This is a genomic window from Glycomyces algeriensis (assembly GCF_027622855.1).
Taxonomy (GTDB): domain Bacteria; phylum Actinomycetota; class Actinomycetes; order Mycobacteriales; family Micromonosporaceae; genus Glycomyces; species Glycomyces algeriensis.
In genome coordinates this window covers 455,282-470,226 of record NZ_JAPZVR010000001.1, presented here as the reverse complement: position 1 = coordinate 470,226, position 14,945 = coordinate 455,282, and the positions used below count along the sequence as shown (strand labels likewise).

Sequence of the window (14,945 nt, the reverse complement as noted above, 5' to 3'; positions counted from 1 at the left end):
CGCAAGTTTGAACAATCGTTCATACTGATGATGAACACGTGTTCAAACCAAGGAGGCGGCAATGGCGGAGTACGGGAAGCGCACGGCGGTCGTGGTCGGGGCGGGGATCGCCGGACTGGCGGCGGCGCTGCGGCTGCACCGGGCGGGCTGGCGCGCGGTCGTGGTCGAGCGCGCGCCTGCGCGGCGCAGCAGCGGGTACATGCTCAACCTGATCGGCGGCGGCTTTGACGCGGTCGAGCGGTTGGGCCTCCTGCCCGCGTTGGCGAAGCGGGACCTCGGCGCGTTCACCTCGGTCCTCGTGCGCGCGGACGGCAGCGCCAAGTTCACGGTGCCGCAGGCGATCGTGGAGGCCGCTCAGGGCGCGCGGGCGGTGTCGGTGTTCCGGGGCGACCTGGAGACCGTGCTGTTCGAGGCGGTCGAGGCCACGGCCGAGTTCCGGTTCGGCACCACGGTCACCGCGATCGCGCAGGACGCGGACGGGGTCGTCGCGACCCTCAGCGACGGCTCCCGGGAGCATGCCGACCTGCTCGTCGGCGCCGACGGCCTGCACTCGGACGTGCGGCGGCTCGTCTTCGGCGAGGAGGCGGCGTTCCGGGTCGACCTCGACCACATGGTCGGGGCCTTCCCGCTGCGCCGGGTCCCGCAGGGCCTCGCGGAAGGCAGCGGCACCACGTTCATCGGCCCGCACCGCACCGCGGCCGTCATCAACCTCGGCCCCGGCCGCTCGTCGGCGTTCTTCGCCTACCGCAGCGCCGACACCGGAGCGGACCTCGCGCGCGGGCCGGCCGCCGCGCTCGGCGAGGCCTTCGGGGACCTCGGCGGCGGCGTGCCCGAGGCCTTGGAGCAGCTCCGGGAGGACCACGGCGCCTACTTCGACTCGGTGGCCCAGATCCGCATGGACTCCTGGAGCGACGGCCGGGTCGTGCTCCTCGGCGACGCGGCGTGGTGCGTGACGCTCTTCGCCGGTTACGGTGCGGGCCTGGCGATCTCGGGCGCGGATGCGCTCGGCGGGAGCCTGGAGCGGCACGGCGCGGACGTCCCCGCGGCGCTCGCCGAATGGGAGTCGCGGCTGCGTCCCGAGGCTGAAAAGCGCCAAGCCTTGGCGCGCAAGGGGATCGCCCGGTTCGCGCCGCCCACGCGGTGCCACGTCTGGTTGAGCGACATGATGATGCGGTCCATCACGCTCCCGGGCGTGCGGCAGCTGGTGGAGCGGTCGATCAGGAAGTCACGCTGAACCAGAAAGGGCCCGCAGACCGTCCACGACCTCCGCGGCGCTAGGGGCGCGGTCGGGGTCGATGAGGTGCTGGGTCATCACGCCCATGATGAGGGCGAAGTGGAGGGAGCCGGCGGCGCGGCGCGAGTTCCCCGCGTCAGGGGTGAGGTGGCGCCCGAGCCCGTCGCGGGCGCGCTCCTGGGTGTCGGCGAGGCGGGTCCGCAGCTCCGGGTCGTGCAGGGTCTGGACGAGGATCTCGAGGTTGGCCCGCCACAGGCCGGGGTCGGTGCGGAAGGACGCGATCATGCCCTCCCAGAACGCGAGCAGCCGCGAGGCGGCGTCCCCCGCGCCCGGGTCGACCGCCATCATCCGCTCGGCCAGCTCCCCCGACATCTCGACCATGGCCTGCAGCAGCAGCTTGTCCTTGGTGCCGTAGTGGTATCCGATGGACCCCAGGTTGGTGTGCGAGGCCTCGACGATGTCGCGGGCGGTGGTCCGGCTGTAGCCGCGCTCGACGAGGCACCGCTTCGCGCCTTCGAGCAGGTCCTCTCGGTGTCCCATGCGGCGATCCTAGCGGGCGTCCTGGATTTATACATTCGTATGATACGTTTGTATAAATCGACGCGTTCCCGCGTCGCACCAGAGAGGACCCCCATGCGCCCCGAGCGATACACCCGCGGCAACTTCGCGCCCGTCACCGAGGAGGTCACGGCCTACGACCTCCCGGTGAGCGGCGCGATCCCCGCCGACCTCAACGGCCGCTACCTCCGCATCGGCCCCAATCCGCTCGGCCTCGAGGACGCCTCGGCCCACATCTGGACCCTCGGCGAGGGCATGGTCCACGGCGTGCGGCTGCGCGACGGCCGCGCCGAGTGGTACCGCAACCGCTGGATCCGCTCGGCCTCGGTCGCGGACCGGCTCGGCGAGCCGCGCCGCGGCCGCACCGCCGAGGCGGGGTTCGACGAGCGGTTCGACTTCGCCCCGAACGTCCAGGTCGCCGGGCACGGCGGCCGCGTCTACGCCCTCATCGAGGGCGGGATCGCCCCCTACGAGCTCACCCCCGAACTGGAGACCGTCGGCCCCTGCGACCTCGGCGCGACCCCCGAGGGCTTCACCGCCAACGCCCACACCAAGTTCGACCACCGAACCGGCGAGATGCACTCCCTCGCGTTCCGCTACGGCGCCGACTTCCTCCAGCACATCGTCTTCTCCCCCGGCGGCACCGCCGAGCGGGTGACGAACATTCCCGCGCCCACGCTCCCGTACATGCACGACTTCGGCCTGACCGAGCACTACGTGCTCATCTACACCTCGCCGGTGGTGTTCGACCCGCAGCGCCTGGCGACCGGCGTGCCGTTCGGGTGGAACCCGGAGCTGCCCTCTCAGGTCGGGGTCATGCCCCGCGCAGGCGGTGCCGTGCAATGGATCGACCTGCCGCCGGGCATGGTCGGCCACACGCTCAACGCCTTCGAGGAGGCCGGGTCCATCGTGGTCGACGTGGCCTGGCACCCCGGCCGGTTCGACATCGCCGACATCGGCGGCGGACGCCCCGTCCTCGAGCGCTGGACCCTCGACCTCGCGGCAGGGAAGGCCCGCACCGAGCTCCTGCACGACCGGCCCCAGGACTTCCCGCGGCTCAACGGGCGGTACTCCGGTCGCCCCTACCGGTACGGGTACACGGCCTCGACCGAGCTGTACGCGGCGCCGAGCACGATCGACGCCGACCGCCCCGACGAGGGGTTCTCCAACGCGGTCCTCAAGCACGACCTCGTCGCTGGGACCACCGAGGCGCACGAGTTCGGCCGCGACGCCGCCGCGGGCGAGACCGTGTTCGTGCCCTCAGCAACGGCCGCAGCCGAAGACGACGGCTACAACCTGCTCTACGTCCACGATCCCGAGCGCGGCGCGGCGGACCTGGTCATCCTCGCCGCGCAGGACTTCGCCGGCGAACCGCTCGCCCGGGTCCACCTGCCGGCGCGCGTGCCGCTCGGCCTGCACGGGAACTGGATTCCCGAGGCGTAAGGCCCGTCCGCCGAGCAGGCCGGACAGGAGCGCCGCCAGCGCCGTGATGCGGCGGCCCCGCGGATCGGGGTCCGCTGTGGACAGTTCGTCGAAGAGCGCGGAGACGCGCGGGCGCTCGCCGCCGGCGGCCACGTGGCTCAGGTACGCGACGGCCCTGCCGGACTGGTCGGCGGCGGCGAGCTCGTTGCGCGCGAAGGTGGCCACGAGGGCGTTGAGGAGGGCGAAGACCTCGAGCTTCGCAGTGGCGTCGCCAGGGTGGTCGGCGAGGACGTCGAGCACGTGGTCGAGCACCGCCACCCCGCCGGGGCCGAGGGCCGGGCGGGTGACCGCCAGCTCCGGGAGCCAGGGGTGGCGCATCATGACCTCGTGCAGGCCCTCGGCGACGGCCACGAGGTCGGCGACCGGGTCGCCGGTGGGCGGTTCGAGGCGGCATTCGGCGGCGGTCGCGTCGATCATGAGGTCGAGCAGGTCGTCGCGGCTGGAGACGTAGCGGTAGAGCGAGGCCGCGCCGGTGCCGAGTTCGACCGCGATGCTGCGCATGGACACCGCGTCGAGACCGCCGCGGTCGGCCACCGCAATCGCGGCGGCCGTGATCTCGGCGCGGTCGTGCGCGGCGGGTCGGCCGGTGGCGGCGCGCTCGGGTCGCAGCCAGATCACGTCGGTCATGTCACTCCTCCGGGTATTTGCGAACAGTGTACTCGAAGCGCTATAGTTCGAGAACAGTGTTCGCGAACTCCGAGGAGGAGCCATGAGCCAGACCCCCACCGGCTACGCCCGCAACGGCATGGTCGAACTCGCCTACGAGGATCACGGCGGCGCCGGCGGCGAGCCGCTGCTGCTCGTCATGGGCTCGGCGGTGAGCCGCTTCTGGTGGCCGCCGGGCCTCATCGCGGCCCTCGTCGAGCGCGGGTTCCACGTGGCGTCCTTCGACAACCGCGACGCCGGGCAGTCCACGCACTTCCCCGAGACCGCCTACCCTGTGACGGCGCTCTTCCGCAAGCGCGCCCCCGCCTACACCGGCGAGGACGTCGCGGACGACGCCGCGGCGGTCATGGACGCCCTCGGCTGGGACTCGGCCCACCTCTTCGGCCACTCCAACGGCGGCCTGCGGGTGCAGCGCATCGCCCTGCGCCATCCGGACCGGGTGCGCAGCTTCGTCTCCTCGGCCGCGGTCTCGAGCGACGCCGGGAGCCTCAAGCTCCTGCGGTACATCCGCTTCGGCTTCGTCGCGAAGATGGCGCGCCTGAAGTTCCCCGAGACGCGCGAAGGCGACATCGCCCTCTCGATGGCCGTCTCGCGAGCGCTCGCCTCACCGGGCTACCCGTTCGACGAGGCGGAGGCGCTGGCGCGCATCGAGCGCGACGAGGTGAGCTCCCTCCAGGATCCGAAGACCATGGGCCGCCAGCTGGGCGCGCATTGGAACGGCGGCGGCCTCGCCGAGCTCCGGCTCCCGGTCACGGTGATGCACGGCGACGCCGACCAGCTGCTGCGCACTTCGGCGGCGCGGGACCTCGCGAACGCCGTCCCCGGTGCCCGGCTCGTCATCGTCCCGGGCGTCGGCCACGACATCCCGCCGGCGATGTGGGAGTGCTACGCGGACGAGATCAGGGCGACCGCCTCGCGATCGCCGCGGGCGGCCGAGCGCTAGTTCGCGACGCGCGGGCGGACCGAGCCGCGGAGTACGAGGTGGGTGCCGAGGACCGTGTGCGGGGGCGGGCCGCCTTGGCGGGCGTGCTCGAGTGCGAGGCGCACCGCGGTGCGGCCCAGTTCCTCATGGGGCTGGTAGACGGTGGTCAGGTCGATGTCGGCGGCCGGGGGCAGGTCGTCGAAGCCGACCATGGAGAGGTCCTCGGGTACGCGGAGGCCCTGTTCGAGGAGGGCCTGGCGGGCGCCCGCCGCGATCTGGTCGTTGCCGGCGAAGATCGCCGTGTAGTCCGGCGGCCCGGCGGCCAGGCGCTCCTTCATCATCCGGTAGCCCTCGAAGCGCTCGAAGGTGCCGTCGACCTCCAGGCCGGGGTCGTGCTCGGCGCCGTACGCCGCTAGGGCCTTGCGGTAGCCCTCGATCCGGGCGTCCGCCGTCGTGAAGCCGTCGCGGCGGCCCAGGTACAGGATGCGCTTGTGGCCGTTGGAGAGCAGGTGGCTCGTGGCCGCGAACGCGCCACCGGTGTTGTCGTACTCCACGACCACGGCCGGCACGTCGGGCCCGAGCGGGGGCCGGCCGCAGAGCACCAGGCGGGAGCCGATGGCCGCGAGCGCGTGCGCGTACCGGCTCATGCGGGCGCGGTACTCGGCGTCGGCGTTCACGTTCCCGACGAGGATCACGGCCTCGGGGTGCTGCTCGCGCATGAACTGGACCATGGCGAGCTCGCGCTCGGCGTCGCCGCCGGTGGTGCCGATCTGGCACAGGCGGCTGTCCTCGGCGGCCTGGGTCTGGACCCCTTGGGCCACATGGGCGTAGTGCGGGGAGATCACCGAGTTCACGATGATGGCGATGCTCTTGCGGGTGGTCCCCTGGAGGGCGCGGGCGTGGTGGTTGGCGACGTAGTCGAGCTCCTCGACGGCGCGCATGACCTTGCTGCGGGTGGCGGGCGCGGCAGGGTAGGTGCCCGAGAGGATGCGCGAGACGGTGGCGACCGAGACGCCGGCCCGCTCGGCCACCTCGCGGATGGTGGTGTGGCGCGTCCCGTCGCCCGAAGCACTCGCTTTGCGCGCCAAAGTATCCACCTCGGTTAAACAGTTTCAAGAACGGTTACGTAAACCCATGATTCCCGCTCAGTGCCGGTGTGTCAAGTTCGGGGGCCTCCTGCGCCGGGCTAGCGCGGCCCGCCGGGGGCCGCCGCGCGCACGGCCATGGAGCCCTTGCCGCCGCCCGCGTGGATGCGGAGGATCAGGCGCATCGGCAGGAGTCGGCTGAGCGCCGTGATGACCTTGTTGTGCCAGCCGGGAATGCTCACCGCCCGGCCTCGGCGCCAGTCCCGCAGAGCGCCCTTGACCAGGGTGTCCGCGTCGAGCCACAGGAAGCCCGGGACCTTCGCCATGTTCATCCCGGCGGTGTCGTGGAACCCGGTGCGCGTGAAACCCGGGCAGAGCACGGTGACATTGACGCCGTGCGGCCGCGCCTTGGTGTGCGCGGACTGGCTGAAGTTGATGACCCAGGCCTTCGAGGCCGAGTAGGTCGAACTGGGGAAGAACCCGAGGACCGAGCCGGTGTTGACGACGCCGCCGGCGCCGCGCGCGATCATGGCGGGCAGGGCGGCGATCGTGAGCCGCAGGACGGCTTCCACGTGGACCCGCGACATCGCGATCTCGGCCGCCGCCGAGGTGTCGAGGAATTCCGTGGGGTGGCCGAACCCGGCGTTGTTCACCAGCAGGTCGAGGCCCGTCCGGCAGCGCTCCTCGACCTTGGCGATCGCGCCTTCGTCGGTGAGGTCCGCGGTGATGGTCTCGGCGTCGAGCGAGGCCGCGAAGGCCTGCAGCCGTTCGTGATCGCGGTCCACGAGGACGAGGCGGTACCCCTCGGCCGCGAGCGCCCTGGCGAACGCGGCGCCGATGCCGGACGCGCCGCCGGTGATGAGCGCGGTCGGCCGGGGTGCTCGCTCGCCATGCATCGGGCGAGTCTAGCGATCCGGCACGCGCCCAGCGGGAACGGGAGTGGGGAGCGGCCTCGGCGGGCCGCTCCCCCGCGGTGCTGCTACTGCTCGCTCTGGAACAGGGTCTCGGCCTCGGTGAAGAAGAGGTCGGCGGCCTCGGCCGGGGTCATCTGCGCGTACTGGACCTGGCCGTAGATCTCGGTGAACTTGGCCTCGATGGCGCCGGCGGCGGCCGGGGGCACCACCGGGGCCTCGATGAGGTACTGCTCGACGGAGGCCTCGTAGTCGAGCACGATCTGCGAGGCCTCGTCGATCTCCACGCTGTCCAGGCCGGTCTTGGTCGAGGGGATGCCGCGGTTGGTGCCGAGGATCGCGGCGGCCTCGGGGTCGGAGAGCAGGAACTCGATGAGCTTGGCGCTCTGCTCGGGGAACTCGGAGTTCGCGGCGATCACGAACTGCACGGACGGGCGCAGGTGCAGCGCGAGGTTGTCCGGGTCCGCGGAGGGCGGCGGGGCGAGGGCGAGGGTGCCGCCGCCGTCGGACACGGCCGCCCAGTAGCCGCTCATCGCGGTGTCCCACCGCAGCTCGGTGGCCATCACGCCGCCGGCGACGCCGGGCGCGGTGGCCTCGGCGACGACGTCCGGCGGGGGCATCGCGCCCGAGGCCACGAGCTCGGTGGTCGAGGACCACCAGGTGACGAGCTGCTCCTGCGTGAAGGCCAGGCTCGCGGCGTCGTCGGCGTAGAACGCGGCGCCCTGCTGGCGCAGCCACAACTCCATGAGCAGGTACGAGCCGGCCCAGTCGCTGCCGCCCCACTTGTCCTCGCCGAGCGCGGTGGTGGCCTGGGCGATGAGCCGCCCGTAGTCCTCCCACGAGTACCCGGCCTCGGGGACCGCGATGCCGTGCTCCGCGAACCAGTCAGGCCGGTAGATGACGCCGAACATGTTGCTGCCCACCGGGACGGCGACGAGTTTGCCGTCCAGTTTCGCGGTGTCGAGCACGCCGTCGCGGAAGTCGTCGGTCGCGACCACGCCGTCGAGCGGCAGCAGCATCCCGGTGGCGCCGAACTGGCGCAGGCGCGGGTAGTCCATCTGGAACACGTCGGGGAGGTCGCGCGAGGCCATGCGGCCGGTCAGGCTCTCCCAGTAGGCCGGGTAGTCGGCGAAGTTGGTGCGGACCTTGATGCCTTCGTTCTTCTGCATGAAGAGCTCGACGGCCTGCCGGGTGACCTCGGCGCGGGCGTCGTCGCCCCACCATTCGAAGCCGATCTCGACCGGGTCCTCGGCGGTCCCGGCGGGGGCGTCGTCGCCGCACGCGGCCGTCGCGCCGAGCGCCGCGGCGGCGGTCGCGCCGGCGAGGAGGCTCCGGCGGCGGAGGGGATTGTGGATCGACATTGATGCACTCCTTCAGGTGGTGAGGGGAAGGGCGGGGAGGGGGTCGCGCCCGGTTGTTAAATCGTTTTAACTTTTGCTGTGTCACCTTAGAACGCGCTTTCCGAGGCTGTCAAGACGCTTCGGCGGCGATTCAGTCGTTCCCTGCGAAGATCCGGGCGCGGAGCACGTGCCGGCCGGGTTCGAGCACGCCGGTGAGCACGGGCAGCACCGTTGCGGGCCAGTACAGGTGGGTGCCGGGCATCGGCGCGATCAGCCCGGCGCAGCGGTTGGCGCCGTCGTCCACGAGCTCGCTGCGGATCCCTTGGGAGACCACGGCGATGCGGTCGTTCGCGACCGCCGCCTCGTGGCCGCGCTGCGGGACGCACCAGCCGCCTTCGCCGGTGTGGAGCCGGCGCGCGGTCGCGATCTCGTGCGTGCGGGAGTGCCAGCCGTCGCGCGCGCCTTCCAGCGTGGTCGTGACGGTGACGTCCCCCCAAGGCCGCCAGGTGATCACGACCGTGCCGTCGGCGCGCACGACGCCGTCGTCGGAGTCCTCGCGGCCGCGCCAGTGCCGCCCGTCCTCCGAGAACACCAGGGCCCCATCGGGAGCGGCGGCTTCGAGGCCGGGCCCGTCCACCGAGTGCGAGAACCCGGCGAGCGAGGAGTACGCGAGGCGGCCGTACGTGTCCTTGCCGCCGCGCATCATCGGCCGCCACGCCTGCCCGTTCAGGCGGGTCACATGGCCGCCGGTGTCGCGCACGTGGACCGCGCGTGCGGGCGGGTGCGGTTCGCTCAACGGTCCCGGCAGGGCCGCCTCGGCGGTCCAGAACGGGTGGGCGGGGCCGGCGAGCAGCCCGGTGAACACCTTCGTCGCCCACCAGGGCGAACCGGCCGTCAGGTACTGCTCGACCAGGGCGTCGTTCGGGTAGCCGTAGCCGACGCTGAGGCGCCCGTCGGGCTCGAGGATCGGCTTGTCCCACCACCACTGGAGGTGGCGGCGGCTGAACCCCGCAGCCTCGGCCCACGGCACCGCCTCCACATCGGCGGCGGCCAGCGCGCCCCACAGGGAGCCCTGGGCGAACCGGTAGCCGAGACTTCGTCCATAGGGGACGGCCGCGCCGTCCGCGGCGAACCAGGATCGGAACCGCCCGGCGAAGGCCGCGGCGGGTGCGACGAAGCGGTCGTCGCCCGAGATCCGGTAGTGGAGCAGGCCGTAGGTGTGGAAGGCGAAGGGGTTGTAGTAGTCGACCCGGTTGCCCGGGCCGTCCTCGAAGACGCCGTCGCCGAGGTAGAACTCCCCCAGGCGTTTGAGGTGCGCGTCGGCGATCGCGGGGTCGCGTTCGACGCCGACGGCGTCGAGGCCGTGGCCGGCGAGGACGGGGAAGAACCGCCAGTTGCTGTCGATGACCTCGGTCTCGTAGGCCTGGGAGAGCCAGGCGGCGACCTTGTCCTTGGCCTTGGGCGCCAGCGGGTCCCAGAGGAGTTCGGGGGCCAGCACGAGGCCCCAGCCGACGGCGGCGGACTCGACGCACCGCTGGTTGCGGGGGCCGGCGTCGCCGATGTACCAGTCGTCGGCGGGGTCGAGGGCGCGGGCCAGGGTGCCTGCGAGCGTGTGCCAGAGGTCCCGCGGCACGGCGTCCTTCGCGGGGGCGAGGCCCCAGAGCGGGCGGGTGAGCAGTTCGAACCAGTTCTCCTCGTGGGAGTGGTTCGACATGGTCACCGGCATCGCGTCCGGCCCGCGGGCGGCGAGGTCGACGGCGGGCCGGCCGAGGGCCGCCGCCGCTTCCCGCCAGCCGGTGAAGGTCGGTTCGAGCGGCCCGAAGGCCCGCAATGGGGAGGTCACAGAGCACTCGCTATCGGTTCATGGGGGCGGGGCCGCCCGGGGCGGCCCCGCCGGGCGGTCAGTAGGTGATGCGCGGCGCGGGCGGGGTGGTCATGCCCGCGCCGAGGAAGTAGTCGACGTGGTGGGACTGCATGTACCCGTGGAGGGTCATGGCGTTGCGGTAGGCCGGGTTGTGGGCCAGCGTGTAGAGCCTGGTGGAGGTGGGTTTGTCGGTGGTGAAGATGATGAGCTGGTCGTAGGCGGCGTTGGTGTAGACGACCTCTTCGCGCCAGTCGCCGAAGAGGTCGCCGACGAGGGTCGGGCCGCTCTGGGCGGCGGTGACGGCCCCGTGGTTCCAGGTGCTCTCGATGCGGGGCAGGCTGCCGGTGGGGGTCGGGTTGAGCGGGTCCCACTCCTCGATCTTGCCGGCGTTGAGCAGTTCCATGGTGAGGTCGCCGTCCCACCAGAGGCCGAGCTGCGGCCAGGGGCGCAGGGACGCGTCCGGTTCGGTGAGCTTGTTCTGGGACGCGTTGTAGAGGCCGTCGAAGGACCAGACCTCCATGCCCGGGAAGCGCGGGTCGACGTCGCCGGCCATGCCGCGGCCGACGTCGGCGGTGCCGCTGAGGGTGTGCTTCCAGATCATCTGGCCGGTGCTCGCGTCGTAGTAGTACTCGCGCAGGCCGCTGGGGTTGTTCTGCTGGACGCCGTAGCCTTCGAGGCCGGGGCGGGCGGGGTCGATGTCGGCGATGTGGAACCGGTCGCCGTGGATGACGCCCTGGCTCGCGAGCGAGTAGCGGAGGGTGCCGTCGCCGTTGAGGACGAAGCCGATCTCGGCCACTTCGTCCTTGCCGTCGCCGTTGACGTCGACGATGCGGGTGTTGTGGCCGTCGGGGGCGTTCGTGCTCCCGCGCAGCCACTTCCATTTCTGGGTGAGGTTCGAGCCGCTCCAGTTCCAGGCGGCGATCATGAGGTTGAAGGAGCCGTCGTCCTTGCGGTTCTTCATGAACGCGACCAGGCTCGGGGTGACGCCGTCGAGGTACCCGACGCCGAAGCGGGCGGCGAGCGGGCCGTCCGCGAGGTAGTCGGTGGGGACGGCGGACCAGTTGCGCAGGGCGCCGGTCTGGCCGTCGAGGATGGCCATGAACTGGCGGTTGTCGTCGGCGTGGGTCCAGGTCGCGCCGTCGCCGAAGGTCACGCCGTCAGCGATCTTGAGGGCGACTTCGGCGCGGCCGTCCATGTTGAAGTCGTAGACCGTGACGCCGTCGTTGTGGCCGACGTCGATGGTGGCGGAGCCGGGTTCGATGTTGTCCTGGTTGGTGCTGTTGGGGCCCAGGTCGACCTCCCAGAGGAAGGTGCCGTCGCTCTTGTAGGCCTCGATGGACTGGGGCGAGGTCTGTCGGTCGACCACGTAGTCGTACGCGCCGTCGCCGTCGAGGTCGCCGGTCCAGGTGAACTTGACGGGGCCGCCGGGGCGCAGCGGCACGCGGACCACCGGTTCCTCGGCGTGGTTGGCGCTCAAGGTGAACGCGGTGCTCGGCGCCTGCTCGGCGCCGCCGGTGACGGCGGTGACCCGGTAGGCGTTGGCCTGCGCGAGGTTCGCGGTGGTGTCGGTGTAGTTCGTGCCGCCGGTGAGGGGCGAGCCGTTGAGCTTGGTCCAGGCGCCGCCCGCGGTGGAGCGGTAGACGTTGAAGCCGGTGCCGTTCGGGTCGAGCCCGAGGAGGCGCCAGCTGACGAGGACGCCGGCGCTGCCGGACCGGACGGCGACGACGCCGCGGCCGAGGTCCTCCATGGGGCGGAGGGCCTGCTCGGCGTCGAGCTGCTGCGCCGTGGTCTCGGCGTGGGTGGCGGTGGTGCCCAGGGCGAAGCCGGCGGAGGCGACCAGGAGGCCGACCACCGCCCCCACGACCCGAACCCGCGTAAACGTTTCCATGACTGCTCCAAGTATGCCGGTTGGATGGCAAGCGCCTGCACGCCGGTCGACTTGCAGTGATCAGGCCGGTTCTAGGCGCTTCTTTGAATGCTTGACTATACATTGACGCATGACTATATTGAACCCCCTGAGTTAAAACGATTAAACGTCCCCGGCGCACCCCATCCCCTTGGAGGAACCTTGACCAGCCCCGCCACGCAACCGCACGGCGTCAGCCGCCGCGGCGTCCTCGCCACCACCGCTGGAGTCGCGGCGGCCGCCGCGCTCTTCGAATCCGCACCCGCCCACGCGCAGACCGACACCGGCGAGGGCCCCGACTCGGTCCAGCTGCGCTGGCTCGAAGGCCGGCCGGCCGAGTCCCCCGGCTCGACCTGGGGCGTGCCCTGGGGCCGGGGCCGGTTCCCCGAGGACCAGCAGTTCAAGCTCACCGCCGACGACGGCGCCACGGTGCCCGTCCAGACCTGGCCGCTCGCCTACTGGCCGGACGGCTCCCTGAAGTGGACCGCCCACGCCGTCGGCCCGGCCGCGACCGCTGAGACCTTCACGCTCACCGCCGGGGAGCCCGCGGCCCCCGCGTTCGCCGTCACCGTCTCGGAGTCCAAGAAGCACATCGACGTCAACACGGGCGTCATCACCGCCCGGATCGGCAAGAGCGGCACCGACCTCGTCAAGCACATCAAGCGCGGGGACCGCACCCTCGTCAAGGGCGGGCACCTCGTCAACATCACCCAGGACGAGGCCCCCGACCCCGAGACCGGCTCGGTCAGCCGCGACCGGTACACCAGCGACATCGACGAGGTCGTCGTCGAGCAGGACGGCCCCGTGCGCGCCGTCGTCAAGGTCCAAGGCACGCACCGCAAGAGCCGCGGGGACACCTGGCTGCCGTTCACCGTGCGCCTCTACTTCTACGCCGGCGGCGAGTCCTTCCGCATGGTCCACACCTTCGTCTACGACTCCGACGGCGACGACGCCTTCATCGCCGGCCTCGGCGTGCGCTTCAAGGTGATGCTCACCGACGAGCACTACGACCGGCACGTGCGGTTCGTGGGCGAGGGCCACGGCCAGCTCACCGAGGCCGTCAAGGGCATCACGGGGCTGCGGCGCGACCCCGGCGCGGCCGTGCGCGCCGCCCAGATCGCGGGGCAGCCGCTCCCTGATCCCTCCACTTGGGACCAACGGGTCACGACCCGTCTCCACTGGATCCCGAACTGGGGCGACTACTCGCTCGCGCAGCTCAACAGCGAGGGGTACGCGGTCAAGAAGCGCACCAAGGACGGCCACGGCTGGGTGCCCGTGGACCAGGGCCGCCGCGCCTCCGGATTCGGGTACGTGGGCGGGCCCTCCGGCGGGTTCGGATTCGGCATGAAGGACTTCTGGCAGCGCCACCCCACCGGGCTCGACATCCGCGGCGCCCACACCGACGAGGCGACGGTGACCGTGTGGATGTGGTCCCCCGAGGCGCAGCCGATGGACACGCGGTTCTACCACGACGGGCTCGGCCAGGACACCTATCCGAAGCAGCTCGACGCCCTCGAGATCACCTACGAGGACTACGAACCCGGCTTCGGCACCCCCTACGGCGCCGCCCGCACCACCGAGCTCCAGTTCTGGGTCACCGAATCCACGCCCTCGCACGAGCGGCTCGGCGCGATGGCCGACGTCGTGCGCGCCCAGCCGCAGGTCATCGCCCCCACCGAGCACATGAGCGCGGCCGGGGCCTTCGGCGGGCTCTTCGGGCCGGTCGACCGGTCCCACCCGGTCAAGGCCGACGTCGAGGACACCCTGGACTTCCTGTTCGAGCACTACCGCACCGAGCAGGACCAGCGGCACTGGTACGGGTTCTGGGACTTCGGCGACTTCATGCACTCCAAGGACACCGACCGCAAGACCTGGCGCTACGACGTCGGCGGCTACGCCTGGGACAACTCCGAGATCTCCCCCGACCAGTGGTTCTGGATGGCGTACCTGCACACCAACAAGCCCGAGGTGTTCCGCTTCGCCGAGGCCATGACCCGCAAGACCAGCGAGGTCAACTGCTACCACATCGGCGAGTGGGCGGGCCTCGGCACGCGCCACGGCGTCCAGCACTGGGGCGACTCCTCCAAGCAGGTGCGCGTCTCGAACGCCAACTACCGCAGGTACTTCTACTACCTCACCGCCGACGAGCGCACCGGCGACATGCTCCACATGCTCGCGAGCAGTGAGGAGACCGCGCTCGTCCTCGACACCGGCCGCAAGATCCGCTCTCCCGAGGACCCGTGGAGCCCCGACCGGAACGCGGTCGACATCGGGTTCGGCACCAGCTGGGCGGCCCTCGCCGCCGCGTGGCTCACCGAGTGGGAGCGGCGCGGCCCGGACTGGGAGTTCTGCCGCGACAAGGTGCTCGGCACGATGGAGACCATTGCGGCGCAGCCGAACGGGTTCGCGCAGGGCTCGGCCCTGTACGACCTCGACACCGGCCGGTACGCGATCGCCGAGACCCCGGTGACCGAGCGCAGCAACCTCAGCAACTCCTTCGGGCGCATCGAGATCTGCGCCGAGCTCATCCAGCAGATCGACATGCCGGCGTTCGAGGCGGACTGGCTCAAGTACTCCCGCTTCTACACCGCCACCCGCGCGGAGCAGGAGGCCGAGTACGGCGGGCGCTTCGGCGACCTGTTCCTGTACTCCTACACGCGGGCGAACGCGTTCGTCTACCAGCGGACCGGGGACGAGTCGCAGGCCAGGCTCGCCTGGGACCGGTTCCGGGGCGCGAAGGACGCGCCGGACTACACGCCGCGCGAGACCGAGGCCGTCGAGACCACCCTCAACCCGATCGCCTGGTGGCCCAACGGCGGCACGAACGACATCGCCCAATGGGGACTGGCCGCGATCCAGATCCTGCACCTGGCCGGCGACTTCGCGCCCGAGGAGTAGCCCGCGGCCGAGGGGCCCCGGGCGGGGGCCGCGGCCGGGCGGGCACAGTGTGCGGGGGATACACGAGCGTGGGTCGGGC

General features: G+C 71.7%; 10 protein-coding genes and 1 pseudogene. 4 read left to right on the top strand and 7 right to left on the bottom strand.

Features of this window, described 5'->3' with window-relative positions; genetic code table 11:
- The first annotated feature begins 61 nt into the window (after window positions 1-61).
- Window positions 62-1,234, top strand: coding sequence for an FAD-dependent oxidoreductase (locus O2L52_RS01885; protein WP_270113601.1), 1,173 nt, complete (start codon window positions 62-64; stop codon window positions 1,232-1,234).
- Here the strand turns inward: O2L52_RS01885 and O2L52_RS01880 are convergent.
- The gene (locus tag O2L52_RS01880; RefSeq protein ID WP_270113599.1) at window positions 1,226-1,774 is read right to left on the bottom strand and encodes a TetR/AcrR family transcriptional regulator; all 549 of its coding nucleotides are present in this window, start codon (window positions 1,772-1,774) and stop codon (window positions 1,226-1,228) included. The two genes, O2L52_RS01885 and O2L52_RS01880, sit on opposite strands and share 9 nt — an antisense overlap.
- Window positions 1,775-1,867: 93 nt before the next feature.
- On the opposite strand from O2L52_RS01880, the gene O2L52_RS01875 reads away from it, so the two are divergent.
- Entirely contained in the window at window positions 1,868-3,235 is a 1,368-nt protein-coding gene (locus O2L52_RS01875) for a carotenoid oxygenase family protein (protein WP_270113598.1), read from the top strand.
- Between the two features lie 27 nt (window positions 3,236-3,262).
- On the opposite strand, the pseudogene O2L52_RS01870 reads toward O2L52_RS01875, so the two are convergent.
- Window positions 3,263-3,901: pseudogene (locus O2L52_RS01870) on the bottom strand (TetR/AcrR family transcriptional regulator); the annotation flags it as partial.
- Window positions 3,902-3,983: 82 nt separating this feature from the next.
- Here O2L52_RS01870 and O2L52_RS01865 point away from each other — a divergent pair.
- Window positions 3,984-4,883 carry an alpha/beta fold hydrolase gene (locus O2L52_RS01865; RefSeq protein WP_270113597.1) on the top strand — a complete coding sequence of 300 codons (900 nt, stop codon included), beginning with the start codon at window positions 3,984-3,986 and terminating at the stop codon, window positions 4,881-4,883.
- Here the strand turns inward: O2L52_RS01865 and O2L52_RS01860 are convergent.
- The 5 genes from O2L52_RS01860 to O2L52_RS01840 form a co-directional block, all read right to left on the bottom strand.
- A complete protein-coding gene (locus O2L52_RS01860; protein ID WP_373897020.1) occupies window positions 4,880-5,959 on the bottom strand; it encodes a LacI family DNA-binding transcriptional regulator in 1,080 nt (359 codons plus the stop codon). The genes O2L52_RS01865 and O2L52_RS01860 overlap by 4 nt on opposite strands.
- 89 nt (window positions 5,960-6,048) lie before the next feature.
- Complete coding sequence (locus O2L52_RS01855; RefSeq protein WP_270113595.1) at window positions 6,049-6,843, bottom strand: SDR family NAD(P)-dependent oxidoreductase; 795 nt, start codon at window positions 6,841-6,843, stop codon at window positions 6,049-6,051.
- 83 nt (window positions 6,844-6,926) lie between these two features.
- The gene (locus O2L52_RS01850; RefSeq protein WP_270113594.1) at window positions 6,927-8,219 is read right to left on the bottom strand and encodes an ABC transporter substrate-binding protein; all 1,293 of its coding nucleotides are present in this window, start codon (window positions 8,217-8,219) and stop codon (window positions 6,927-6,929) included.
- 130 nt (window positions 8,220-8,349) lie between these two features.
- On the bottom strand, window positions 8,350-10,041 hold the full coding sequence (locus tag O2L52_RS01845; protein WP_270113593.1) for a DUF2264 domain-containing protein: 1,692 nt from the start codon (window positions 10,039-10,041) through the stop codon (window positions 8,350-8,352).
- 58 nt (window positions 10,042-10,099) lie between these two features.
- Window positions 10,100-11,950, bottom strand: coding sequence for a rhamnogalacturonan lyase family protein (locus tag O2L52_RS01840; RefSeq protein WP_270113592.1), 1,851 nt, complete (start codon window positions 11,948-11,950; stop codon window positions 10,100-10,102).
- Window positions 11,951-12,130: 180 nt separating this feature from the next.
- Here O2L52_RS01840 and O2L52_RS01835 point away from each other — a divergent pair, with 180 nt between their 5' ends.
- Window positions 12,131-14,866, top strand: coding sequence for an exo-rhamnogalacturonan lyase family protein (locus O2L52_RS01835; RefSeq protein WP_270113591.1), 2,736 nt, complete (start codon window positions 12,131-12,133; stop codon window positions 14,864-14,866).
- Window positions 14,867-14,945 lie beyond the last annotated feature (79 nt).

Bases quoted from the DNA above. Each gene is read 5' to 3' on its own strand.
- O2L52_RS01875 (WP_270113598.1), top strand. From the start codon at position 1,868: ATGCGCCCCGAGCGATACACCCGCGGCAACTTCGCGCCCGTCACCGAG.
- O2L52_RS01850 (WP_270113594.1), bottom strand. From the start codon at position 8,219: ATGTCGATCCACAATCCCCTCCGCCGCCGGAGCCTCCTCGCCGGCGCG.
- O2L52_RS01880 (WP_270113599.1), bottom strand. From the start codon at position 1,774: ATGGGACACCGAGAGGACCTGCTCGAAGGCGCGAAGCGGTGCCTCGTC.
- O2L52_RS01885 (WP_270113601.1), top strand. From the start codon at position 62: ATGGCGGAGTACGGGAAGCGCACGGCGGTCGTGGTCGGGGCGGGGATC.
- O2L52_RS01840 (WP_270113592.1), bottom strand. From the start codon at position 11,950: ATGGAAACGTTTACGCGGGTTCGGGTCGTGGGGGCGGTGGTCGGCCTC.
- O2L52_RS01865 (WP_270113597.1), top strand. From the start codon at position 3,984: ATGAGCCAGACCCCCACCGGCTACGCCCGCAACGGCATGGTCGAACTC.
- O2L52_RS01855 (WP_270113595.1), bottom strand. From the start codon at position 6,843: ATGCATGGCGAGCGAGCACCCCGGCCGACCGCGCTCATCACCGGCGGC.